Annotated in this window: 21 protein-coding genes; 8 read left to right on the top strand and 13 right to left on the bottom strand. The window is 71.4% G+C overall.

Annotated features, from left to right (window positions below):
- Position 1: 1 nt before the first annotated feature.
- Entirely contained in the window at positions 2-1,249 is a 1,248-nt protein-coding gene (gene ispD / locus DEJ27_RS14160) for a 2-C-methyl-D-erythritol 4-phosphate cytidylyltransferase (RefSeq protein ID WP_375231900.1), read from the bottom strand.
- 16 nt (positions 1,250-1,265) lie between these two features.
- Positions 1,266-1,748: a CarD family transcriptional regulator gene (locus DEJ27_RS14155; RefSeq protein WP_017888066.1), complete on the bottom strand. Its 483-nt coding sequence runs from the start codon at positions 1,746-1,748 to the stop codon at positions 1,266-1,268.
- Between the two features lie 159 nt (positions 1,749-1,907).
- Here DEJ27_RS14155 and DEJ27_RS14150 point away from each other — a divergent pair, with 159 nt between their 5' ends.
- Positions 1,908-2,546 (top strand): hypothetical protein, encoded by a 639-nt coding sequence (locus tag DEJ27_RS14150; protein WP_111091231.1) that lies wholly within the window; start codon positions 1,908-1,910, stop codon positions 2,544-2,546.
- Positions 2,547-2,656: 110 nt separating this feature from the next.
- Here the strand turns inward: DEJ27_RS14150 and DEJ27_RS14145 are convergent, their stop codons facing one another.
- Both DEJ27_RS14145 and DEJ27_RS14140 read right to left on the bottom strand, forming a co-directional pair.
- Entirely contained in the window at positions 2,657-3,337 is a 681-nt protein-coding gene (locus tag DEJ27_RS14145) for a response regulator transcription factor (RefSeq protein ID WP_027466611.1), read from the bottom strand.
- On the bottom strand, positions 3,334-4,500 hold the full coding sequence (locus DEJ27_RS14140) for a cell wall metabolism sensor histidine kinase WalK (RefSeq protein ID WP_110861777.1): 1,167 nt from the start codon (positions 4,498-4,500) through the stop codon (positions 3,334-3,336). The genes DEJ27_RS14145 and DEJ27_RS14140 overlap by 4 nt, the downstream gene beginning before the upstream one ends.
- A gap of 146 nt (positions 4,501-4,646) precedes the next feature.
- Between DEJ27_RS14140 and phoU the strand changes: the two genes are divergently transcribed.
- Both phoU and DEJ27_RS14130 read left to right on the top strand, forming a co-directional pair.
- The gene (gene phoU, locus DEJ27_RS14135; RefSeq protein ID WP_027466613.1) at positions 4,647-5,315 is read left to right on the top strand and encodes a phosphate signaling complex protein PhoU; all 669 of its coding nucleotides are present in this window, start codon (positions 4,647-4,649) and stop codon (positions 5,313-5,315) included.
- An 88-nt stretch (positions 5,316-5,403) separates the two neighbouring features.
- Entirely contained in the window at positions 5,404-5,952 is a 549-nt protein-coding gene (locus tag DEJ27_RS14130) for an AAA family ATPase (RefSeq protein ID WP_110861779.1), read from the top strand.
- A 92-nt stretch (positions 5,953-6,044) separates the two neighbouring features.
- Here DEJ27_RS14130 and DEJ27_RS14125 read toward each other — a convergent pair whose 3' ends face one another.
- Complete coding sequence (locus DEJ27_RS14125) at positions 6,045-6,791, bottom strand: phosphoglyceromutase (protein WP_071244006.1); 747 nt, start codon at positions 6,789-6,791, stop codon at positions 6,045-6,047.
- 43 nt (positions 6,792-6,834) lie between these two features.
- On the opposite strand from DEJ27_RS14125, the gene DEJ27_RS14120 reads away from it, so the two are divergent.
- Positions 6,835-7,608, top strand: a complete 774-nt coding sequence (locus DEJ27_RS14120; protein ID WP_110863119.1) for a class I SAM-dependent methyltransferase — start codon at positions 6,835-6,837, stop codon at positions 7,606-7,608.
- Between the two features lie 96 nt (positions 7,609-7,704).
- On the opposite strand, the gene DEJ27_RS14115 is transcribed toward DEJ27_RS14120, so the two are convergent.
- From DEJ27_RS14115 to DEJ27_RS14105, 3 genes are all read right to left on the bottom strand, one after another.
- Complete coding sequence (locus DEJ27_RS14115) at positions 7,705-8,787, bottom strand: folate-binding protein YgfZ (protein WP_111091230.1); 1,083 nt, start codon at positions 8,785-8,787, stop codon at positions 7,705-7,707.
- Positions 8,787-9,389: an FABP family protein gene (locus DEJ27_RS14110; protein WP_110861785.1), complete on the bottom strand. Its 603-nt coding sequence runs from the start codon at positions 9,387-9,389 to the stop codon at positions 8,787-8,789. Before DEJ27_RS14110 ends, DEJ27_RS14115 begins: the two co-directional genes overlap by 1 nt.
- A 136-nt stretch (positions 9,390-9,525) precedes the next feature.
- Positions 9,526-9,807, bottom strand: coding sequence for a hypothetical protein (locus DEJ27_RS14105; RefSeq protein WP_146238581.1), 282 nt, complete (start codon positions 9,805-9,807; stop codon positions 9,526-9,528).
- A gap of 173 nt (positions 9,808-9,980) precedes the next feature.
- Between DEJ27_RS14105 and DEJ27_RS14100 the strand changes: the two genes are divergently transcribed.
- Genes DEJ27_RS14100 through DEJ27_RS14090 form a run of 3 tightly spaced genes read left to right on the top strand, consistent with a single transcriptional unit; the run spans position 9,981 to position 13,546 of the window.
- A complete protein-coding gene (locus DEJ27_RS14100; RefSeq protein ID WP_017888078.1) occupies positions 9,981-10,664 on the top strand; it encodes a response regulator transcription factor in 684 nt (227 codons plus the stop codon).
- Positions 10,664-11,482: a mycothiol synthase gene (mshD, locus tag DEJ27_RS14095; protein WP_111091229.1), complete on the top strand. Its 819-nt coding sequence runs from the start codon at positions 10,664-10,666 to the stop codon at positions 11,480-11,482. Before DEJ27_RS14100 ends, mshD begins: the two co-directional genes overlap by 1 nt.
- Before the next feature lie 48 nt (positions 11,483-11,530).
- Complete coding sequence (locus tag DEJ27_RS14090; protein WP_110861881.1) at positions 11,531-13,546, top strand: serine/threonine-protein kinase; 2,016 nt, start codon at positions 11,531-11,533, stop codon at positions 13,544-13,546.
- A 101-nt stretch (positions 13,547-13,647) separates the two neighbouring features.
- Here DEJ27_RS14090 and DEJ27_RS14085 read toward each other — a convergent pair whose 3' ends face one another.
- The 3 genes from DEJ27_RS14085 to DEJ27_RS14075 are packed head-to-tail and all read right to left on the bottom strand — an operon-like array spanning position 13,648 to position 22,046.
- Positions 13,648-17,919 (bottom strand): FtsK/SpoIIIE domain-containing protein, encoded by a 4,272-nt coding sequence (locus DEJ27_RS14085; RefSeq protein ID WP_111091228.1) that lies wholly within the window; start codon positions 17,917-17,919, stop codon positions 13,648-13,650.
- Positions 17,920-17,955: 36 nt separating this feature from the next.
- On the bottom strand, positions 17,956-19,362 hold the full coding sequence (locus DEJ27_RS14080) for an ABC transporter substrate-binding protein (RefSeq protein WP_111091227.1): 1,407 nt from the start codon (positions 19,360-19,362) through the stop codon (positions 17,956-17,958).
- Entirely contained in the window at positions 19,359-22,046 is a 2,688-nt protein-coding gene (locus tag DEJ27_RS14075; protein WP_146238582.1) for a hypothetical protein, read from the bottom strand. Before DEJ27_RS14075 ends, DEJ27_RS14080 begins: the two co-directional genes overlap by 4 nt.
- A 319-nt stretch (positions 22,047-22,365) precedes the next feature.
- Between DEJ27_RS14075 and DEJ27_RS14070 the strand changes: the two genes are divergently transcribed.
- A complete protein-coding gene (locus DEJ27_RS14070) occupies positions 22,366-22,959 on the top strand; it encodes a hypothetical protein (RefSeq protein WP_110861797.1) in 594 nt (197 codons plus the stop codon).
- Positions 22,960-23,145: 186 nt separating this feature from the next.
- On the opposite strand, the gene DEJ27_RS14065 is transcribed toward DEJ27_RS14070, so the two are convergent.
- Positions 23,146-23,427 (bottom strand): hypothetical protein, encoded by a 282-nt coding sequence (locus tag DEJ27_RS14065; RefSeq protein WP_110861799.1) that lies wholly within the window; start codon positions 23,425-23,427, stop codon positions 23,146-23,148.
- A 39-nt stretch (positions 23,428-23,466) separates the two neighbouring features.
- Entirely contained in the window at positions 23,467-23,706 is a 240-nt protein-coding gene (locus tag DEJ27_RS14060) for a hypothetical protein (RefSeq protein WP_110861801.1), read from the bottom strand.
- Between the last annotated feature and the right edge of the window lie 294 nt (positions 23,707-24,000).

Here is a 24,000-nt window from a genome sequence, read left to right as displayed (position 1 = left end):
TTCAGGAGGGACGCACGAGTGCCGTGGCGATCGCCGCGAGCCCCTCGCCGCGGCCGGTGAACCCGAGCCCGTCGGTCGTCGTGCCGGACACGGCGACGGGTGCTCCGACGACCGCGGACAGGGCGTCCTGCATCTCGTCGCGGCGACGACCGATGCGGGGCCGGTTGCCGATGACCTGCACGGTGACGGACACCGGCACGAGCCCGGCGTCGGCGAGCAGCGCGACCGCGCCGCGGACGAAGACGTCGCCCGCGGCGCCGGCGTACCGCGGGTCAGCGGTGCCGAAGCGCCCGCCGATGTCACCGAGGCCCCCGGCGGAGAGCAGGGCGTCGCACACGGCGTGCGCCACCGCGTCGCCGTCGCTGTGCCCGGAGAGGCCGGGTTCGCCGGGGAAGTCGAGCAGCCCGACGCGGCAGGGCGAGGCGTCGTCGAAGGCGTGCACGTCCACCCCGAGCCCGAACCGGACCGCGTCGACAGCGTCCGCCGCCCGCACACCGGCTCCGGCACCAACAGTCGCCTCGGTCCGCGCCCGCACGATCGACTCGGCCCGGCCGAGGTCCCACGGCGTCGTGATCTTGAAGGCGTCGGCGTCACCCGGCACGAACCGGACGGTGCCGCCGACGGCCTGGAACACCCCGGCGTCGTCCGTCTCGGACTGCGACGACACCGCGTAGGCCCGCCGCAGTGCCGCGAGCGGGAAGCCCTGCGGCGTCTGCACCCCGACGAGCGCCGCACGGTCGACGGTCTCGACGACGACGTCACCGTCGACCCGCTTCACCGTGTCCGTGACGGGGAGCGCCGGTACGACGCCCGCACCGTCACCGGCGGCGACGGCGTCGAACACCCGCGAGAACTGCGCCGCGGGCGTGAGGCACCGCGCCGCGTCGTGCACGAGCACCGTGGTGACGGAGTCCGGCAGGACGGCCAGGCCGGCCTCGACCGAACCGTGGCGATCCGCGCCTCCGGCTACGACGGCTGTGTAGGCGACCGCAGCACCCGCGACCGAGCCGACCACTTGCCGGCACTCGTCCAGGTGCGACGCCGGTGCGACCACGACGACGAGCGTCGGCGACGGCAACGCGAACAGGGGTTCGAGCGCCCGCGCGAGCATCAGCGAACCGGCCACGGGCACGAACGCCTTCGCGGTCCCGATGCCGAGCCGGGTGCCGGAGCCCGCCGCAACGACGACGACCGCCCGGTCCACCCCTTCGGGGAACCGTGCGGTCGTCGTTCGTGCTGTCGCGTTCAGTGCGCTGTCGTCAGGCTCAGGAAGCCAGGACCTCGTCGAGGACGGTCGATGCCTTGTCCTCGTCGGTCTTCTCGGCCAGCGCGAGCTCGGAGATCAGGATCTGCCGGGCCTTGGCCAGCATCCGCTTCTCGCCCGCGGAGAGCCCGCGGTCCTGATCGCGCCGCCAGAGGTCGCGGACGACCTCGGACACCTTGATGACGTCACCGGAAGCGAGCTTCTCGAGGTTCGCCTTGTACCGGCGTGACCAGTTGGTGGGCTCTTCCGTGAACGGCGCCCGGAGGACCTCGAACACCTTGTCGAGTCCTTCCTTGCCGATCACGTCGCGGACGCCGACCAGGTCGACGTTGTCCGCCGGGACCTCGATCGTCAGGTCACCCTGCGTCACCCGCAGTTTCAGGTAGACCTTTTCCTCGCCCTTGATGACGCGAGTCTTGACTTCAGAGATGGTTGCCGCCCCGTGATGGGGGTAGACGACGGTCTCGCCGACCTCGAATTGCATGTATCAGGCTCCGTTCCCAGACATCCAGTTTACCACAAGGGCCGTTCCGGTAAGGGGACCCTCAACGCTCACCCCTCCCGGTGATCGCTAGGATGGGCGCGGGGACCGCCCGGTCCTCATCGTGACTTACGGAGGAATCTCTTGCGACCTCGGGTACTCGTGTCCGTCGCCGTTGCGGCAACCATCGCGCTCGGCGCCACCGGGTGCGAGTTCATGTCGCCGGCCCACACCGCCGACATCAAGCAGATCACCGACGGCGTGGACGTCTCGGCCGGCAAGGTCGACGTGCGGAACGCCCTCCTGATCTCGGACGACGGTGAGAGCGCCCGCTTCATCGGCACGCTCGTGAACAACGACGACCAGGACGACTACACCGTCTCGATCGAGGTCGGCGGCGACACCCAGACCGTCGACGTGCCGGCGAACACCCACGTCGACCTCGCCATGGCCTCGGGTGCGGGCAGCGACGACGAGTCGAGCGTGCAAGAGGGCGACACCACGCAGGGCACCACCGCCGGTGACGCCGAGCCGATCGTGTTCGACAACGCGGACGCGAAGCCCGGTTCACTCGTCAAGGTCTACTTCAGCTACCCCGACGCCGAGGGCGTCTCCGCGAACGTGCCGGTGCTGACGAGCTCGCAGGAGGAGTACCAGACCCTCGCGCCGAGCCCGACCCCGACGCCCACCTCGACGTCCCCGTCCGAGAGCGGCGCACAGTCGACCGGCGAGGCCGTCCCCGGCACGCAGCCGACCGACTCGCAGACGGATTCGTCCGAGGGTGACAACGGCACCAACTGACGCCGACGGGCGCGGCTGACACCGCGCCCGGACCGTTCGCACAGGAGGCCCGGTGCGAGTCCCACGGACTCGCACCGGGCCTCCTGTCCGTACGTCTCGGGCCGCGTGCCTCAGGCCTCGATGCGGTACCCGAGACCGCGGACCGTCACCAGGATCTCGGGGGTCGACGGGACCCGCTCGATCTTCGAGCGGATGCGCTTGATGTGCACGTCGAGGGTCTTGGTGTCGCCGAAGTAGTCGGAACCCCACACCCGGTCGATGAGCTGCCCGCGGGTCAGCACTCGGCCGGCGTTCCGGAGCAGCAGCTCGAGGAGCTCGAACTCCTTGAGCGGCATCGGCGTCTCGGACCCGTCGACCGACACCGTGTGTCGCTCCACGTCCATCCGGATGCCGCCGACCTGCAGGATGCCACTGTCCGCCGGGTCGTCCTCGGTCCGGCGACGGAGCACGGCACGGATCCGGGCCAGGAGCTCCCGGGTCGAGTACGGCTTCGTCACGTAGTCGTCGGCGCCGAGCTCGAGCCCGACGACGATGTCCACCTCCGAGTCCTTCGCGGTCAGCATGATGATCGGCGCGTTCGACCGGGTCCGGATCTGCCGGCACACCTCGGTGCCGCTCAGGCCCGGCAGCATGAGGTCGAGGAGCACCAGGTCGGGGTTCTCGGCGTCGAACTTCGACAGCGCGGTCACGCCGTCGGCAGCGACGGAGGTCTCGTACCCCTCACGCTGCAGCAGGAACTCCAGGGGCTCGCTCAGGGCCGGCTCGTCGTCGACGATGAGGATCTTGGTCACGATGGCTGCTCTTCCAGTTGCTCTTCGAGTGCTGTGGTCAGTTCGGGATCCGCCTCGGGCAGACGGATGGTGAAGGTCGAGCCCTTGCCGGGCTGCGACCAGACGCGCACGTCACCACCGTGGTTGCTGACGACGTGCTTGACGATCGCGAGCCCGAGGCCGGTGCCCCCGGTGGCGCGCGACCGTGCGGGATCGACACGGTAGAACCGTTCGAAGACGCGGTCGAGGTCGGCCTCGGGGATGCCGACGCCCTGGTCGGTGATCGCGATCTCGACGAAGCCCTTGGACGACCGGACGCCCACACCGACGCGGGTGTTGTCCGGCGAGTACTTCACCGCGTTGGCGATGAGGTTCGACACCGCGACCTGCAGCAGCCCCCGGTCGCCCATCACCCGCAGCTTCGACTTCTTGGCGCGGATGATCTCGATCGAGCGGGCGCGGGCGACGACCTCGTTCGCGTCGATCGCGGCCTGCACGATCTTGTCGATGCCGGTCTCCTCGCTGTTCTCGAGCGCGTCGACGGACTGCAGCCTGGACAGCTCGATGATGTCCTTCGTCAGCGCCCCGAGCCGCTCGGACTCGGTGATCAGCTGCGCGGCGAACTTCTTGACGTGCGCGGGGTCGTCGGCGGCGAGGACGAGGGTCTCGGACAGCAGGCCGATGGCGCCGATCGGCGTCTTGAGCTCGTGCGAGATGTTGGCGACGAAGTCGCGGCGGACCTCGTCGATGCGCCGGCTCTCGGTCAGGTCGTCGGCGGTGAGCAGGACGTACCGGTTGCCGAGCTGGGCGGCGCGGAAGCTGAGGTAGCCGATGAGCTCCCCGTGGCGGCCGCGCGGCAGCTCGAGGTCCTCCGACCCCATCTCCCCGCTCTTGCGCACCCGGTCGATGAGCTCGAGCAGTTCGCGGTGCACCAGGCGTCGGCGCACGACGAGCCCCGCCGTGAGCGCTTGGGGGGATGCCGCGACGACGGTGTTCGACGGGTCGATGACGACCGCCGGGTTGTGCATCGTCGCGATGACCGCTGCGACGCCGTCCGGCAGGGTCCGCTCCGCCACGTCGGCAGCACGTGCCGTCCGCTCGGCGGTGATGATCAGCACCACGACGCCCGCGCCGAAGACCCCGCCGAGGAGCATCGACAGTGGCACGAGCCACGCGTTGTCCATGCCGCCAGTGTAGGGATGGTCATGCGGGGTTCCGGTACCGTTCACCGTCTGCGGAAGGCCAGAACGCGAAGCGTTCAGCCCCGCGTCACCGTTCGTTCACCTGGGCTGACGACACTCGTCCGGTACGCAGAGAGAGGTACTCCCCCATGCGCGAAGTCTTCCAGCAGGAACTCCAGGACGTCCAGGAGCGACTGACCGAGATCGCCGGGCTCGTCGAGTCCGCCATCACCCGAGCCACCCAGGCCTTCAGCGACTCCGACGTCGCCCTCGCCGAAGAGGTGATCGCCGACGACGAGAAGATCGACCTCGCCGCGAACAGCCTCGACGAGATCGCGATCGACATCCTCGCCCGCCAGGCACCGGTGGCCCGCGATCTGCGCGTCGTCGTGACCGCCCTGCGCGTCAGCTCCTCGCTCGAGCGCATGGGCGACATGGCCGAGCACATCGCGCAGCTCGCCCGCCAGCGCTTCCCCGAGAAGGTCGTGCCGAAGGGCCTGCGCAGCACGTTCAAGGAGATGGGCCGGCACGACGTCGCGATGGCGCAGAAGCTCACGCGGCTGCTCGCCACCGAGGACATCGCGCTGTCGGCCGAGATCCGCGACGAGGACGACGCCGTCGACGAGCTGCACGCCAGCGTCTTCGACTTCGTGCTCGGCGAGGCCTGGAAGGGCGGTCCGATCGACACCGTCGACGCCACCCTGGCCTCCCGCTACCACGAGCGCTTCGCCGACCACGCGGTCTCGATCGCGAAGAAGGTCGAGTACCTGGCGACGGGCGACTGGACCGGCGCGTCCACCTCGACCGCGGCGGTCTGACCCGACCCGATCGGTCTGACCCGGCTCGATCGGTCTGACCCGGCCCGATCGGTCTGACCCGGCCCGATCGGTCTGCGAGGATCGTGGCATGGCCCAGGTCGCGATCATCGTCAACGGCATGCCCGGTTCCGGCAAGAGCAGCATCGGCACGGCACTCGCCGAGGTGCTCGGCTGCCCGTTCCTGTCGAAGGACCGCATCAAGGAGCCCCTCGCCGACGTCGTCGGCCCGATGATCGCCTCGCGGCCGCTCGGTGGCATCGCGATGGACACGATGTGGTCCATGGCGCGGGCCGTCGAGAACGGGGTCGTCCTCGACGCCGTCTGGCTGCCGTCGCGTGACCGGGACCTCCTGGAGGCCGGACTCGCGTGCGCCGGGTCGCCTCGCGCCGTCGAGGTGTGGTGCGACACGGACCGCGCCACCGCCGAGCAGCGGCTGCGCGACCGGTACGAACCGGGCACCGTGCCGGTGCGGCACGAGGTGCACGGGGACCTGGCCGACGTGCTGGCCTTCTGGGACGAGCACGGCGACGACGCCCGGCCCGTCGGGCTGCCCGGCGTCCCGGTGATCCGGGTCGACACGACGAAGCCCTACGACGTCGGGGCACTGGTGCAGGAGATCGCGTCGCACTTCGTCTGACCGTCACACTCCGCGTGGTCCGGTGTCGCCTGCCCGGACACAGCGAGGCCGCAGCCCCGTCGGGGCTGCGGCCTTCGTCGTTCGCGTGGGTGCTACTTCTTGGCACCCTGGGCGGCCACGGCGGCTGCGCCGGCTGCGGCGGCCTCGGGGTCCAGGTAGTACGCGGGCTTCGTCGGCGTGAAGTCGTCGTCGAGCTCGTACACCAGCGGGATGCCCGTCGGGATGTTCAGGCCGGCGATGTCGTCGTCGGAGATGCCGTCGAGGTGCTTCACGAGCGCACGCAGCGAGTTGCCGTGGGCCGTCACCAGCACGGTCTTGCCGGCGGCGAGGTCCTTCGTGATGTCGGACTCCCAGTACGGCAGCAGACGGTCGATCACGAGCTTGAGCGACTCGGTGCGGGGCAGCTGGTCGCCGAGCTCGGCGTAGCGGCGGTCACCGAACTGCGACCACTCGGCGTCGTCGGCGATGGGGGGCGGCGGGACGTCGAACGAACGGCGCCACTCCATGAACTGCTGCTCGCCGTACTCGGCCAGGGTCTGGGCCTTGTCCTTGCCCTGCAGGTCGCCGTAGTGGCGCTCGTTGAGGCGCCAGTCGCGCTTCACCGGCAGCCAGGCCAGGTCGGCCTGCAGCAGCGCGATGTCCGCCGTCTGGATCGCACGGGTCAGGAGCGAGGTGTACAGGACGTCGGGGACGATGCCGGACTCGGCGATGAGGTCGCCGGCGCGCTTCGCCTCCTTCTCGCCCAGCTCGCTGAGCCGGACGTCGACCCAACCGGTGAACAGGTTCTTCTGGTTCCAGTCACTGTTGCCGTGACGGAGCAGGACGAGCGTGGAGGTCATGCTCCGAGTCTACCGAGCGGTACCGGCCCCGTACCCTTGACGCATGCCCATCGGGAACGTGACGCGCGGGACGACCGGGTACAACCGGCTCCGCCGCGTCGACCGGTGGATCGCGACCCTGCCGGTGCTGCGCCGGACGGACGACCCGCTCGTCGCCGACGTCGGCTACGGGGCATCACCGACCACCACCCTCGAACTGCGCGACCGGCTGGCCGCCGTCCGACCCGACGTCGAGGTGACGGGCATCGAGATCGAGCCCTCGCGGGTCGCGCTCGCGAACGCCGGGACCCGCGACGGCGTGACGTTCCGCCTGGGGGGCTTCGAGACGCCGACGCCCGGGCAGCGCCGGCCCGCCGTCATCCGGGCCTTCAACGTGCTGCGGCAGTACGACGAGTCCGCGGTGGTCGGGTCGTGGCGGATCATGCAGGACCGGCTGCAGCCCGGCGGTGCGCTCGTCGAGGGGACCTGCAACGAGGTCGGTCGGGTGGCCTCGTGGGTGACGCTCGACGACGTCGCGCCGCAGACGTTCACGGTGTCCCTCCGGCTCGCCGGGCTCGACGTGCCTTCGATCGTCGCCGAGCGTCTGCCGAAGGCGCTGATCCACCGCAACGTGCCCGGCGAACGGGTGCACGCGTTCCTGCGGGACCTCGACCTGTCGTGGGCGGTCGCCGCACCGCTCGGCACGTACGGGCCCCGGCAGCGGTGGATCGCCACGGTGCGCGGGATGCGTGACCGCGGCTGGCCGGTGCTGCACGGTGTGACGCGCTGGCGGCTCGGTGAGCTCAGCGTCCCGTGGTCGGCCGTCGAGCCCGCCTGACGCCAGCGCGCAGGACACCGGTGTTCGCGCTCCGAACACCCGCGAACCGCGGTGCGACCGGCGAACACCGGTGTCTTGCGACCCTCAGCGCGCAGGCTAGGAGCGCTTGACGGCTCCGAGGCGGGGCAGGCGCGGGACGTTCGCCGTAGCACCGGCCTCGGGCGGGACGATGGTCTCCTGCGCCGCGGTCACCACGACGTCGTCGGCCTCGAGCCGCAGGGTCGCGGTGGGGTCGAGCGAGCGCTTCACCACGGCGAGCCCTATGGGACCGAGCTCGTGGTGGATCGCCGACGCCGACAGCCGTCCGACGGGCTTGTCGTCGAGCAGCACCGGGGTCCCGGGGGCCGGCAGCACGCCGTCGGACCCGTCGAGGTGCAGCAGCACGGCCCGTCGCGGCGGGTGCCCGAGGTTGTGGACCTTGGCGACGGTCTCCTGCCCGCGGTAGCAGCCCTTCGACAGGTGCACGGCGGAGCGCAGCCAGTCGAGCTCGTGCGGGATCGTCCGCTCGTCCACGTCGGACAGGGTCGGGCGCCAAGCGGCGATCCGCAGCGCCTCGTACGCGAGCAGCCCCGCGACGGGCACGTCCGACGTGGCGATCGCGGTCGCGGTGCCGGGGGTGACCACGGCGATGCGGAGGGTCCAGTCGGAGCCGGGGTGGGCCTCCTGTTCGGCGTAGCCCCATCCGCCCGGCGTGACGGCGCTCCACGGGTCGACCCACTCGGCGACGGGCGGTTCCGGCAGCTCGACGGACGCGAACGGGGCGTCCGCCCCGAACCAGCCGAGGGTGACGAAGTCGGCGGAGCGGTCGGCGACCTCGACCCGGAGCATGAAGCGCATCGAGTCGAGCCACCCGGCGAGCGGCGCAGCGTCAGCGCGCTCGGTGAGCAGCCAGACCGTCGCACCGTCGTCGACGACGCGGGCCGCGTGCTCGACGCGTCCGGCCTGGTCGAGCACGAGCGTCTCGGTGCTGACGCCGGTCGGCAACCCGGTGAGCTGCTGCGAGGTGATCGAGTTGAGCCACGACAGCCGGTCCGGTCCGGTGACGGTGACGACACCGAGTCCGAGCTCGACGACGGCACGCCCCCGGGTCAGCAGGCGCTGCTCCCCGATCGGGTTGCCGAAGTGCGCGGCGACGGAGTCGGCGGCGACGAAGCCGTCACGCGCGGCGAACACCGACATCAGTCGACCTTCGCGAGCTGCCCCGAGGCGTGCGAGGTGAGTTCGCGACCGAGCGCGGCGATGTCCCACGCCCAGAAGAGCTTGCCCTCGACCAGCCCGTACAGGCGGGTCGCGGCGGAGTAGTCCTTCGCGTTCGGCGAGCGCAGCACGGCGTCGGTCGACAGGTCGATCCGACCCTTCCGCACGCGGCCGACGTAGAGCTCGTTGACGCCCGTCGGGTGGATGATCGCTGCCTCGACGTCGAAGCCGTCCGTGGTGTTGCGGAGCGCCTCGACGCTCTCGACCGTGCTGAAGGGCGTGGGCCCGTCGCCCAGGAGCATCGCGGGGCCGCGGTCGCCGGGCTCGGTGGGCCGGTCGATCCGCCAGTAGCCCATCTCGGCGGCGAGCGGGGTGTGGTCGTCGTCGAGCAGCCAGGTGGTCGACGAGTAGTTCAGGTACGGCAGGCCGTCGTGGCTGAAGCTGACACGCTGGCCGAACTCGTAGTTCCGGACCTCGTCGTCGTCACCGACCGGGTACTCGACCACGCCGGTGCCCTCCCACACGCCGACCAGCCACGACAGCGGGACCAGTTCGGGGGCGAGGCCCTCGGGCAGCTCGATCAACGCTGGCCCTTGAACAGCTTCACGACGACGACCACCGAGATGAACGCGATCGCGAGCGACGCCAGGCCGAGCAGGCCGACGTAGAAGAGCTCGAGCGCAAGCAGCGAATCCATGCTCGGAGTCTACGCGGCTCGGCTCAACGCGCCAGGAGCACCACCGCGGTGACGAGGACCACGACGAACGCCCCGGACGACGCGATGCTGATCCGTTCGACCAGACCGTCCTTCGTGGCGGTGATGAGCTGCAGCACGAAACTGACCATCACGCAGGCGACGAAGACGAGCAGCAGCCAGGCGAAGGCGTCGCGCTCGGCCAGGGTCAGCACGAGCACGGCCCCGACGACCGCCAGCACCCAGACCGGCAGGACGGACGTCAGCCGCAGGCGACGCTGGTCGGTGGGGTGCACGGGCTCGGTCACGCGCTCCATCATGTCAGGGACGTGCGGAACGCACGCACCGTGCGGTGCGGTGGTCGCGCCGTGCGGTGCTCGCGCCGTGCGGTGCGGGACGACGCGCAATCCGTCCGGCCGGATAGGTGGTTCGCGAGCATCACTAGGATGTCTCCACGACGTCATCCACCTCCGGAGGTCCTGTGGCACAGCTCCTGGTACTCACCTCGACCGCGCCCGGAGACGTCCTGCCGAGCCTGGGCCTCCTGAGCCACCGGATCCGCCACGTGCCGGCCGAGGCCGCGCAGCTGGTCAACGCCCCGCAGAGCGACCTGATGTTCGTGGACGCCCGCACCGACCTGGTCAGCGCGAAGGCCCTGTGCAAGATCCTCGCCTCGTCGGGGTCGACCACGCCGATCGTGCTCGTCGTCACCGAGGGCGGGCTGACCGCGGTGAACAGCGACTGGAACGTCGACGACGTCGTGCTCGAGAGCGCGGGCCCGGCCGAGATCGACGCCCGGATCCGGCTGTCGGCCGGTCGTGCGGCGAAGGGCCAGACGAGCTCGAAGATCCAGGCGTCCGGTGTCGTCATCGACGAGGCCAGCTACTCGGCCAAGGTGCGCGGCCGGCCGCTCGACCTGACGTTCAAGGAGTTCGAGCTCCTGCGCTTCTTCGCCACCCACCCGTCACGCGTCTTCACCCGCGAGCAGCTGCTCAGCGAGGTCTGGGGCTACGATTACTTCGGTGGCACCCGCACGGTCGACGTGCACGTCCGACGGCTGCGCGCCAAGCTCGGCGACCTCGAGTCGCTCATCGGCACCGTCCGCAACGTCGGGTACCGCTTCAACGTCTACGACGACGAGGCCGAGCGCCTGATGGGGCAGTAGTGCTCCCCGACCTCAGCAGCTTCGTCGCCCCCGGCGAGGCTCCCCCGTTCTCCGACCAGACCCTGGTCGACGTCCGCGCGGGGCGCGCGGCCGTCCTGACCGTCGACCACGGGGTCGCGGTGGTCCGTGACGGCGAGCTGGAACTCGTCGTCGCCCAGGAGGCCCGTGGCCGGGGCATCGGCACGGCCCTGGTCTCGCAGGCACTCGCGCTGGGCGGCGGGGCCGCTCCCCGGCTCGCGTGGGCGCACGGGGACCACCCGGCAGCGCGTGCACTGGCCGACCGGTTCGGCTGGCGCGCGGTCCGCACGCTGCTGCAGCTCCGGGCACCCGTCGCCGAGTCCGATGTCGACGTGGCGCTGCCAGACGGCTACTTCCTGTCGGCGTTCCGCCCGGGCACCGACGACGAGACCGACTGGCTCGCGCTGAACGCCGCCGCCTTCGCCCACCACCCCGAGCAGGGGCGCATGACGCTCGACGACCTGCACGCACGCGAGGCCGACGACTGGTTCGCAGGCGAGGACCTGCTGCTGCTCCGCGACGCCTCCGGGCAGCTCGCGGGCTCGTGCTGGCTCAAGGTCGAGGACGGCATCGGCGAGTTCTACGCCGTCGCCGTGCGGCCCGACCTGCAGGGGCAGCGACTCGGCGGTGTGCTCATGCGTGCGGGCACCGCTCGGCTGCGCGGCCGCGGCCTGACCGCCGCCGCACTCTACGTCGAGGGGGACAACGAACCGGCGCTGGCGCTGTACCGGCGCTCGGGGTTCACGCAGCACGCGATCGACGTGCAGTACGCGGCGCCGGAGCAGGCCGCCGGCCGGTAACATTGCGTGGTCGGCGAGGGGTCGGCCATCGGGGGGATCGGGGAACGCGTGGCGCAGGACCGTCAAGGGCAGTACGGCCAGGGCGAACCGCTCGGTGCGTCCTACCGACTGGTCGAGCTCCTCGGGACCGGCGCCACCGGAGAGGTCTGGCGGGTCGAGCACTCCGCGACCGGCGAGGCCTTCGCGGCCAAGCTCCTGCGTGCCGAACTCGCCGCCGACCCGCAGATCGTCGAGCGCTTCGTCCGCGAACGCTCGGTGCTCCTCGCCCTGCAGCACCCGTCCATCGTGCGCGTCCGCGACCTGGTCGTCGAGGGCGACCGGCTGGCGATCGTCATGGACCTGGTGCCGGGTGGGTCTGCCCGCGACCTGCTCGCGTCGAACGGCCCGCTCCTGCCGCGGGACGCCCTGACGATCACCGCCGAGACCCTCGACGCACTCACCGCGGCGCACGAGCAGGACGTCACCCACCGTGACGTGAAGCCCGACAACGTCCTGCTCCAGACCGCGTGGGTCCCCGGTGCCACCGGTGCCGTCCGGGTCACCGACTTCGGGATCGCTTCGGTCGTCGCCGAACGCGAACGCACGACCACCGGGCTCCTCGGCACGCCGCAGTACATGGCGCCCGAGTCGATCAGCCACGGACGCTCGGGTCCGGCCGCCGACGTCTACGGCGCCGGGGTCATGCTCTACGAGCTGCTCTCCGGTCGCACACCGTTCGCCGGACCGGGCACGGACTTCGCCGTGGCCTACCGCCACGTCACCTCGAACCCGCCCCCGCTCGACGTGCCCGACGCCCTGTGGGCCGCGGTGTCCGCCTTGCTCGCGAAGGACCCGAACGCCCGTCCGTCGGCGGCCGACGCGGCGGGGACCCTCCGTCGGCTCGCACGGTCCCTCGCGTCGGCACCCGCACTGGTCGCGTCCAGCGACCCGGACACGTTCGACGAGGTCGAGCGTCCGGCGACCGTCGTCCGTGGGGTCCGTCCCGACGACGCGACGGAATCTCGGACCACCGCCACCGGGGACGACGCCGCGGTCGTCGGACCGACCCCGGAGCTCGGCCCCGCCGGGTCGCAGACCGTCATCCGGCCGATGGCGCGGCAGCCGCTGCCCGCCGCGCCGGCCGCCGAGCCCGAACCGACGCGTCGGTTCGCCCGCCCCGAGTGGCTGACCGACCGTGCGCTCCTGTTCGGCGGCATCGGCGTCGTGCTCGTCGCAGTACTGGTCGTCGGTGGCGTCGTGTGGCTGCCCGGAGCCCTCCGGAAGACGCCGGGCACGGGTACCGCGACCGCACAGGCCGCCAACGCCTACCAGCAGGACCGGCCACTGCCCACCGGGCTGGCGACCACACGGCGCGCCACCGTCGACCCAGCGAAGGGCACCGTGGACCTGCGCGTCACGTACGCGGCGCAGGCGGCCACCCTCGGCGGACCGTTCCTCGAGGTGCTGCCGGGTGCCCGGTCGGGAGCCTCCTGCCCCGCGGTCACGTGGTCCGGCGAGGGCATCACCGCGAAGCGCAACCAGCCGTCACTGACCGGTGTGGACACCGCGTGCGCGTGGAGCCTGTCCGGCGTCGAGGTCCCCGCCGGCGGAGACGTCACCGTCGAGGCCTCGGTACCACTCGCCGTCGAGGACGGTGCAGCGCTGCAGACCTGGCTCGACGGCGTCGGCGAGGCGACCACCGCAGCCGTGACCGACGACGCCGTGCGCGGGACCGCCTACCCCGTCCAGCGGCTGCAGGGCGTCGAGGTCCGGACGCCCGACCGGACGGTCAGCCAGACGGCACTGCCGGTGACCCTGGTGCCGGTCTGGCCGAACGGTGCCGACGAGCTCAACCCGCTCTACCGCAGTCCGAGCAGCGGGCGCCCGTCGCAGATGCTCGTCGACGTGGCCGGCGGGGAGTCCGGCGTGCGGTTCGCCGACGGTTGCTCGGGGGCTCTGGCGGTATCGTCCGACGGGCTCGTGGTCACCGCGCTGTCCGTCGCCCCGTCGTGCACCGTCCGGGCGACGGTGGGGAACTTCACGAACCTCGAGAGCTCGCCCTTCGGGATCACGACGCGCGACTGAGCGCGTCCGTCGGGACTGAGCGCGTCCGTCGCGCGACCAGCTGACAGACTGGAGGCCCGTGGCGGCGTCGCCACGGGCCTCCAGTCCGTCAGTCGGTCGGGTCAGCTGCCTGCGGACGCGGTCTGGACCAGGCGGACGGCCCCGCCGGACGACGCGTAGCCGCGACCAACGGTCAACGCGACCGGCGCACGGCGCGGGAGCGTGACCCCCAGGAGCTCACCGTCGTAGTCGACGTCCGGTTGCAGGAGCACGCCGCACCGCGACTTGCGGACGGCGCGGGTCCAGTGGCTGTAGAGCGACCGGAGGTCGGCGGACCGCCCGGCGGCGACCACGCACAGACCGGGACGCTCCGTCGCGAGCAGGGTGGCGATCGCCTGGTCGCCGTCGTCGAAGCGTTCGGCGTCGTCGACGAGCAGCAGGACCGGACCGCGCTCGAGCCGCAGCCCGGCCAGCAGTGCGGGGACCTCGTCGGGTCCGACGGCGATGCGGTCGAACGCTCCCGAGGCGAGCGGTGACCGACGGTCACAGATCGCCCAGACGGCCGGGCGGACGCCCTCTGCAGCGCGAGCCAGTGCCGCCAGCGCCAGCAGGACGGTCGACTTGCCCGAGCGGGCAGGCCCCGCGACGAGCACGTGTTCGCCGTCGTAGACCTCGAGCGTGGCCGGAGCGAGGTCGTCCTCGGCGATCCCGACCGGCAGCCGCCACGGCTCGCTGCAGAAGACCGCACCGGCACCGAGCTCGTCGACCAGGACGGCGTCGGGCAGCCGCCCGACCGCACTCGCCTTCGGAGCGGTGCCGGACCAGCGTTCCGCGAGGCGCTCGACCGCCTGCGCGAGCGGGACGTCGGGTGTCGCCACGTGCGACTGCAGGCGCAGGACCGAGTCGATGAAGCGCCCCGGCACCGGCGGCGGGACGTCCTTGGGGCGGACGCCGATCGAGGCGTAGTCGTACGGGTCCGCCAGGCGGAACATCCACTTCTGGGTGGTCACTTCGTCCATCGCAGACGGCACGGCCTTGGCCCGCGTCGTCGACACGGCGAACGAGATGCCCAGCGCGGGCCCCTCGGCGTAGACGCGGTACAGGGCGTCGAGCAGCAGCTGGCCCTCGAAGTCCTGGTACTCGTCGCGCAGTGCCGCGAGACCGTCGATCAGCACGACGGCACGGCGGCCTCCCGGAGTGGCACGACGGCGCTCGAGCTCGACGCGCAGGTGGCGGAGGAACCGCGCCTGCAACTCCCCCGCGCCGGCACCGGAGCCGACGTAGGCCGTGGTGTGCGGCAGCCGGGCGAGCGGAGCCAGGTCCCCTGGGCCCATGTCGAGCACCAGCAGGTCGAGGTCGTCCGGGCTCGTCGCGGCGGCGAGCTGCAGGGCGAGGGTGGCGAGCGCGGTGCTCGTCCCGCTGCCGGGGATGCCCATGAGCATCAGGTTGCCCTCGTCGAGGTCCCATCCGGTGGTGACCTGACGCTGGTGGTCGGGGTCGTCCGCCAGGGCGACGGGCACCGTCCGCGACGTGTCAGCGGCGTCGGCTGCCGCCAGCGCACCCAGCTCGACGCGGTCGCCGAGTGCCTCGGGCCAGATCGGGCGCGGCGGAGCGTAGCCGGCGGCGGCGTTCGCCTGCCCGATCGACTCGATGAGCTGGTCGAGGTCGGTCACGTCGGACGCCGTCGGAGCCCGGGCGGGCATCGGCGCGGGAACGCCGAAGACGTCCGTCGGTCGGACCGACACCGGCTGTTCGGCGCGTTCGTCACGGGCTCGGCCGGTGACGAGGGCTGTCTGCACCGGGGTGATGTCGTCCTGCCCCAGCTTCACGTAGGCGCGACCGGTCTGCTGGCGACCGATGCCGGCGGCCGCGGGGACGCCGATCACGTTCGTGGAGTCCTCGCGGCTCTGCACCCGCAGCGCGACACGCATGTTGGTGTTCGCCAGGATGTCCTCGCTCACCACGCCGGCCGGCCGCTGGGTGGCCAGGATCATGTGGACGCCGAGTGTGCGCCCGACCGCCGCGACGGCGACGAGCGAGGTCAGGACGTCGGGGAAGTCCTTCGCCAGCATCGCGAACTCGTCCACGACGAGGAGCAGGCGCGGCATCGGCTCGTCCGGCTTCGTCGCCAGGTAGGCGTCGAGGTTGTCGATGTCCGCCCCGGCTGCGGCGAACACCCGCTGACGCCGCTCGAGCTCGGCCTCGAGCGCACGGATCGCCCGGTCGGCGAGCTGCTCGTCGAGGTTGCTGATCGTGCCGATGGTGTGCGGCAGCCGCTCGCAGGCGGCGAACGCGGCCCCGCCCTTGAAGTCGACGAGCAGGAAGTTCAGGCGCGTCGGGTCGTTCCGCGCAGCGAGCCCGGCGACGAGCGACCGCAGGAACTCGCTCTTGCCCGAACCCGTCGTGCCACCGACCAGGCCGTGTGGTCCGTCGCGGACGAGGTCGATCTCGAGGACGCCGCTCTCCGACGACCCGATCGGGGTCGAGAAGCCGGTGCGGGCGTCCCAGGCCGTGCGGATCGCATCGGCGGGGCTCGTGCCCGTCGGGGTTCGCGAGACCGTGTCGTCGCCCGCGAGCAGCTCCGGCAGGCGGACGAGCGACGGCAACGACGCCCCCGGCACCAGCAGTTCGGGATCGTCGAAGTGCGCCACACTGCGGGCGCTCCGTTCGGCGGTCTCGGCGCTGAGGCCGGCGAGCACGACGTCCTCGACGCGGGTCCGGTCCTCCGGCCGGTAGACCGTCGCTGCGGCGTCGGCACCGACCGTGATGATCGTCGTGCAGGCTGCGGGGAGCTGCTGCTCGTTGGTCGCGATGACGATCCCGCTCACCCGTCGGGGCTGCTCGCCGGGACGGAGCGACTGTCCGGGCACGGTGCGCCCTTCGCCGAGCAGGTTCCGGGCGGGTGCGTCGCGGCCCTCGGTGAGCACTTCGGAGTCGACCACGACGAGCAGGTTCGGGGTCGGGAGTTCGTCGAGCGACTCCCGCAGCCCCCGGAGCATCGCGGCGCTCTGGTCGCGCTGCGCCGACATCCAGCGGGCACCGGTGCTGCTCCCCGCCACGCGCGCGTGCGGCAGCCAGGAGGCCCACCCCCAGTCGTCCGCGCGGCCGGCGTCGCAGAAGATGCCCACCGTCAGGTCGGCGGGCCCGCAGTGCACGGTGGCCTGCGTGAGCAGACTGCGCGCCAGTGCGAGCGCGCCCTCGCGGTCGCCGACGATCCCGACGACGCCGGCGTCGGACAGGTCGGCCACGACCGGCGCAGCGGTGAGGCGGCTGTCGGCGATGGCGGCCTTCGCCTCGTCCTCGAGCTTGGACGACGCCGCCCGCTGATCGAGTTCGGGGCGCCACGGTGCGTCACCGGTGCCGGCGTGCAGGCTCAGGAAGTCAGCGTCCTCGGAGCGTCGCTGCCACAGCAGGGTGGTGGGGAGCTCGGCCCGGCGGACGACGGTGGCCGGGTCGGGGACGAGTTCCTGCCGACGGGCCGCCTCGACCGCCGCGGCCTCGGCGATCTCACCCCGGAAGGACTCCACCGCCTCGGCGAAGCGGGTGTCCTCATCCTTCAGGTTCTTCGCCCGACGGTGCTTCTGCTCGAACCACATGCCGATCGCGGTGACCGGCGACAGCAGCGCGAAGAGGGCGAACCGGGCGTCGCCGAGCAGGAGCACCATCGCGCCGGCGAGGACCAGAGGCGCTGCGACGGTGATCCAGCTGAACTTCGAGGCCTGCGGGACCTCGCGCTTGGCCGGTGGGTCGACGGTCTCGGTCTCGGTGTTCCGCCCGGCTCGGGGCGGGCGGTTGAACGGCGCGGTCGCCGCGGGCGTCAGGTTGGCCAGGGAGCCCGCGGCCGGCACGGGGACCTCGTCCAGCGCTGGCCGGACCAGCAGCACGGCGCCGCCCACGATGACGCTCGTGGTCCCGGTGAGCAGGACTCCCTCGGCATCGATGCGCTCGCCCGCGATCACGGTGCCGTTCGTCGACCCGGCGTCACGCACCCGGACCCCGTCGTCCTCGCGCTCGATCGTGCAGTGCTCCCACGAAGCGCTCTCGGTGGGCAGCACGACGTCGGCTTGGGGCGCCCGGCCCACGACGAGCTTCCGGCTGCGCGGGACCGGTACGACGAGACCCGCCTCGAGTCCCCCGGCGAGGGTGACGCTCCACCCGTCGATCGTCTGCGGTCGCTCCTGTGGTGCGCGGCCGATGCGGGACCCCTCGAGCAGGACGAGGTCGCGCAGCGGGGTCGCCGCACTGGTGCGGTGACCGTCGACCGCGAGGGTCGTCTCGGCATCGAGCTCGACGCCGATCGCCGCCGAGAGGAGCTCCCCCAGCGAGGACGCGCCGGACCACCCGTCGACCTCGACCGCTTCACGTCGGTCGTCGAGCTCGATCAGCAGGCGCATGCTCGCGGTGTCCTTCTCGGGTTGTGCGTGGGTGGGTCAGCGTGCGGTGGAGTCCTCGAACCACACCAGCGAGGTGGCCTGAGCCGCGTCGTCGCCGGATGCGTCTTCGGAGCCAGCAGCGGCGGCGTTGTCGGGTCGGAGTCCGAGTGGCTGTGCCGAGGCCGCCAACACCGTCGCGGACGCACCGAGCGCCTGCTGCCGCGTGAAGTCGAGCGCCGGACCGGCGATGCCCGCCGCGGAGTCGAGGTCGAGCGCGGCGAGGGCATCGGTCACGTCGGAGGGCTCCGTGCTGCCGGACTTGCCGACCGCGCGGACCAGGGCGACGACGGCATCGTGGCTGCGGGCGTCCGCTGCCCCGGCCACCGCCGAGAACGGCCGGTCGCCCGTCAGGTTCTGAGCGTCGGCATCGTCGGCGAGCACCCGGACCCCACCGAGGAACGCGGACATCGCCCGACCTTCGGCGTCCGAGGAGAGCGCCCGTGCGTCGTCGGTGGCCACCCCGACGGTGCGGAAGGAGCCGCTCAGGCTGCCGCCGGCATCGATGAGTGCGGCGCCGAAGGCCGGACTCGTCGCGTCCGGGGTGAGGACGACCGGCACGGTGACGTCTGCGGCCTGCAGTGCCGCCACCAGGGCACCCTGTCGTTGCGCGGACCCGCTGACGACGACAGCGTCCGAGTCCGGCGTGGCCTTCGGGTCGGCGTCCGCGGCCTCGGCGGTGTCGTCGTCTGCGTCGGTCGCGCCGGTCCGCGAGGCGATGGTCGCGGCGAGCTCCGCGGTGTCTGCGGTGTCGTCCCCGTCGAGGACGTGCGCCACTCGGAGGTCTGCGGGCGCGCCACCGCCGAGGTTCACCAGGAGCGGCGACTTCGCGTCGCCGAGCGCCGTCGTCATCGCGGCGCCGATCGACTCGGCGGTCGGCGCGGTCGACCACGAGTCCTTCTCGGCCGAGGCGTAGGGCACCACCACCGGGATGTGCTTCTCGGCCGCCGTCGTCAGCGCTCCGGAGACGTGATTGCCGGACGACGCGACGACGATGCCCGCGACGCCGCTCTTCGCCAGGGACTCCACCGCGGTCTTCGCCCCCGCGGACGTCCCGCCGTCGTTCTTCGTGACGAGGGTGATGTCGGTCCCGCCGAGCGCCAGTCGTCGCTCGGCCACCAGGGCGCCCTGTGCCGCCTCGTTCCACTCGGACCCTTCACCGTCGCCCAGGGTGACGACGACGCCGATCTTCGTGGTGTCGGGGACGTGCTTGACGGTGATCCTCACCGGCACGGTGGCCGGGACAGCCTCGGCCGGCGTGCTGCTGCCGATCGCCCGGAAGGTCAGGACGGCAGCGACCACCGCGGCGACCAGGAGCACCGCGATGGCGGCGATGACCAGCGGACGGCGATTACGCGGACGTCCCGCCTCGGTGCCGTCGGACTCGTCGATCGTCTGGTCGCTCATCGGTCCGCCCCGATCCGGAAGGTGTACAGCGTGGTCGAGGTCGCGCTGGCCGGCACCTTGAGCTGGAAGGCGGGCAGCGTCGTCGCGGCGTCGAGGGAGGCTCGGAACTGCTCCTGCTGGAGCAGGATCCCGGCGACGTCCTCGGCGCGGACGTTCGCGTAGCCCGCGGCGTTCTGCGATGCCAGGGCGAGCTGGTAGTCGGCGGAGTCGGACTTCGCCGCGCTCGTGGCCATCGCGCCGAGGATGCCGGATCCGTTGACCTTGCGGTCGCCCAGGTCGAGCATCACCCGGTTGAGGTCGCCGGTGAGCAGCGTGGAGGCTCCCTGCACGTCGCGCGTCGAGGCGCTCGTGCTCGCAGCGATCTGCTCGAGACTCGAGGCCGTCTGACGGTCGACGGCGGATGCCAGCTCGGAGCCTTCCTGCTCGAGCGTGCCCTTCTGCTCGTCGATCGTGCCCTTCGAGTCCTTCGTGACCTCGCCCGAGGTGGACCGGAGCCCGGCAATCGACTTGTCGAAGGCCGAGATGACCGCATCACGGCTGCCCTTCGCAGTCTCGCTGACCTGCCGCACCTGCTGGTCGATGATCTTCTGCACGTCCTTCTCGGACTGCGTCGATGCGTCGGCGAAGGCCTTGCGGACGGCGTCCTGCAGCTGGGTCTGCTGCGTGCTGATCGCGGTCAGCTGGGTGCCGACCACAGCGCTCGACTTCGTTGCCTGCTCGACGAGTTCCTGGAGCTCCTGCGCCGCTCCCTCGACCGAACCACCGTCGTTGCGCACCGCCCGGCGGACCTCGGCGATGCCGTCGTCGAGCGCGTCGACGTCGTCGGACAGCGTCGTGACCGCGGCACCGATCCCGGTCTCGGAGCGGAGATCGGTCGCCGCGACCACCGCGTCCCACTGCTTCGCCTGGTCCCTGAGGCGTTCGTCCATCGGGGTGCTGAAGCGTCCACCGGGCTGCAACGTCGTGCCCTCTTCGGCGCCGGGGCACGGCGTGGCGGTCAGGTACCCGCGCAGCGCATCGGCCTGCTCGGCGTCGAGTTGGTCCGTCGCCGCGAGGGCGCAGAGCTGGTCGGCGACCTCGAGGTTCTGCGCCTGCATCGAGGTGCTGAACCGACCGTCGCCGGCGTTGCCCACCAGCCCGCGTGCTGCGACTGCCTGCCGGTTCACCGTCGTGACGGCGTCGCGCACGGGGCCGAGGTCGTCGGCGGTCTGGTCGCGGAGGTCTTGCAACGCCTGCAGGGTGCGCGCGACCTCACCGGTGCCGTCGGCGCCGAGGGCCTGCACGGCGGTGTCGATCTCGCCGAGCTTGGCGCGCAGGGCGTCCGACTGCTCAATCGCCATGTCCGCGAGCTTGGGGTCGAGCTGGTCGGCGAGCTGCTGCCCGGTGCTGACCAGACCGATCAGCGAGGTGCTCACCGCACGCGACGAATCCCAGAGCGCGCAGGTCAACGATCCACGGGCCTCCTGAGGGGCGCACGTCGTCTCGTCCGGCGACGCCGGGCCGACGGCGCCCGCCAGCTGCCCGCTCACCTGCTGCTTGCACGCCTCGCTCGCATCGGCGTAGCCGGTGAGCTGCGCCGAGACGCGGAGGAGGTTGCCGTAGACACTGCCTCCGGTGGACTGGGTCTTCGGCGTGGCCGCGCACCCGTTGCCGTCGAGCACCGTTGCCGGCGCGGTCGCGGACGTGTCCCCGAGCAGGCTGTCGAGGCTCGTGGTGGTCTGCTGGAGCTGCTGCAACACCGTCGACTGCGTGGCCTTGACCGTGGTGCCGAGGTCGCTGTTCAGGGAGCCGAGCTGTCCGGAGAGGGACTGCATCGTGCTGGCGAGGGAGGAGCTGCTCTCCTTGAGGCGCTCGGCTGTGCTGACGCCGAGGGTCTCCGACGTCGTCTCGAGGTTCGACCGGACCTCGGTGATGGTGCCACCGGCACGCGCCAACACCTCGTTCACCTGGGAGATGAGGTCGATCGTGCGGCGCTGGAGCGCGATTTCGGAGTCGCTGTCGGACCCGAAGGCGGCGTTGACGACGCCCGTGGAGGACAGGTCCGTGGACAGCCCGGGCTGCGCGGCGACGTCGATGGTCGGCGCGGTGAAGTCCTCGACGTCGGCGACGAGGTGCAGCGTGCTGCTCGCGCCGGAGGTCGGCGGGGCGAGCAACCGGCCCCACTGGACGACCGCGTCGCCGTCCTCGTTGGTGCTCACGACACCGTCGGTCGACGAGCCGGAGTCGGCGGAGTCCGTGACGACGCGGTCGGCGGCGGTCCCCGCCAGCACGGTCGACGCAGCGATGCTGAAGGGCGCGCCCACGAGTGCCGGGGTCGACCGCGACGTGCCGGCGACGTCGTAGGTCAGGTTCTTCGACGTGACCGTCAGGTTCTCGATCGTCAGGTCGATCGACACCCGACCCGAGTACCCGTCGAGGTCGGCCAGATCCGTGCCGGTCTTCTTCTTGGTCGAGTACTGCGTCGTGATGCGCAGTGGCAGGTCACTCGCCGCCTTCGCGGGGTCGTGCTCGGTCGTCGCCGACGAGGAGTCCTTGCCCGCGACGGAGATCGCGGTGTCCGAGATCGACGTGATCGAGCCGTCCGCGGCGAGGCGCGTGTCGACGGTCTGCAGGACCCGCGAGGGGTCGGCAACAGGCTTGTCGTCGGAGGTGCAGCCGGCGAGCACCAGCGCTGCGATCCCCATGACGGCGACCGTCCCCGCGATCCGTCGTCCGGTCCGTCGTGCTCCGGTGTTCCCGGCACGCTGGTTCATCACGGTCTTCCCCCCAAGAGAATCGTCGAGCACATCGATGCTAGTTGCTGAACGGCGTCAGGTCCGGGCTGGTCCGCCCCGGGAGCCACCCCCGTTCGGGCCACAGCTCGCTACTGAAATCCAACATAGAGCATCCGCGACGATGCTCGGGCCTGTCCACAGGGCGCTGATACTCTGCACGCATGATCCAGGGGGACCAGGGCATCACGCCCTTCGAACGGCGCACGAACGCAGGAACGGGGGCGGACCGGTGAACATCAACCTTTCGCCGGTGTTCATCGCGCTCATTGCCATGATCACCATCCCGGCCGCCGTCAGCGCGCTCGTTCGTCAGAACGACCGGAAGCGGCCACCGTCCACCGTCGTGGGAGACGAGGCGTACGGCGTGCTCTTCACCGTCCGGGCTCGCCGGTTCAGCTACCTGCTGCTCCGGATCATCGGGATCGTCGTCATCGTCGTGGGCGGGTTCTTCTTCCTGGTCACGCTCAGCGTGCTCGACGACCCCGACGCGATCGGGATGCTCATCGCCGGCGTCGGCATGGTGCTGTTCGGTCTGCTGTTCGTCTACCTCGGCGTCGGGCAGAAGCGCCGTCGCGTCGAGGCGTACGACTCGCAGCTGGTCGTGACGCCGATGTTCCGTGCCGCGCGGACCGTCGATCCGGCGGCGATCAAGCGCATCCGGCCCACCACCAACCGGTTCGGTGGCCTCGACATCAAGGTGAACGGCCAACGCGGCGTGATCAGCGTCCTATCGATCGACGCCGCCTATCCCGAGCTCTGCGCGTGGCTCGAGCAGCGGGCGCCCGCGCAGTGGGGTGAGTTCGCCGGGGCCTTCGGGCGCTGACCGGCGTACTGCTGCTGCACTGGGCCGACGGACCTGTCGCGATCCACACCCCACACAGCACATGCGCCCCGCAGTCGGACGTCTCGAAGACGACCTGCGACGTCGACGAGCCGGTGCCCTTCACGGAGTGAGACGAGCCCGCAAGACTGTGCGCGGAGCTGACGGTGCGAGTCGTTCAGTCCTGGATCACTCGACTGCAGCCCCGGTGTCCGTCGTGCGGTACGGGCCAATGTCGCGTCGCACCGCTTCGGAAAAGGCCAGCACCAGCGCCCCCAGCTCGCTCTCGTAGGGCCAGGTGTCGGCAACAAGGCGGGCTGCGCCCTGTATCCCCCTGCGGTACCCCGAATGGTCGGGCGGCTGCTCGGACACGGCGACGAGAGCAGATCGTACGGCGGCTATCTGCAAAGCCGACGCGGCGTCCTCGACGGCGTGATCGTCGAGTCGCTTGAGCAATTCCGACAATGTCATGTTCTCCCGTGCCCCTTCAGCGCCGGAACAACGAGTTCATCACGGAAATGTGCGCGTCGCCCGCAGCAGCGCGGAGAGTGACCGCTGGAACGCTTCGGTCGCAGGGACATCGCCCGCGCCGTCAGGCGTGACCACGAACATGTCGCCCATGCCCCCTGCCCCCGAGTTCGACGCGGAGTAGATCCTTCGGTAGATCCGCCGCCGAGCAAGCCGCGCTTCCTCCACGCGAAGCGCCTCGGCCTGGCGGAGGTAGAAGCCCTCCGCTTCACGAGCCTCCATCCGACCGAGGAATCCGGCTACCTCGTTGCACAGCGTGACGACCTGGACACGTGTTCTCCTTCGTCTCAACATCACCGCTCCGGCTCACTCGTCGTTTGTGCTGTCACGCGGTCCGCGCCGGGGCGCCTCCGAGGCGGGCACTCCGGTGTAGCTGTAGATCTCCGGCGCTACCTTCAGGATCTTGAGCCCGGCACGCAGCCGGAACGAGCCCGCTCCCCGCTTTTGCTGATTCAACCGTTCAGGTCACTGACATCAGATGAGAATCGTCGTACGCACCCAAAGCGATCGGCGCTA

Source organism: Curtobacterium sp. MCPF17_018, from assembly GCF_003234135.1.
Classification (GTDB): Bacteria; Actinomycetota; Actinomycetes; order Actinomycetales; family Microbacteriaceae; genus Curtobacterium; species Curtobacterium flaccumfaciens.
This window is presented reverse-complemented; position numbering and strand designations above follow the sequence as displayed.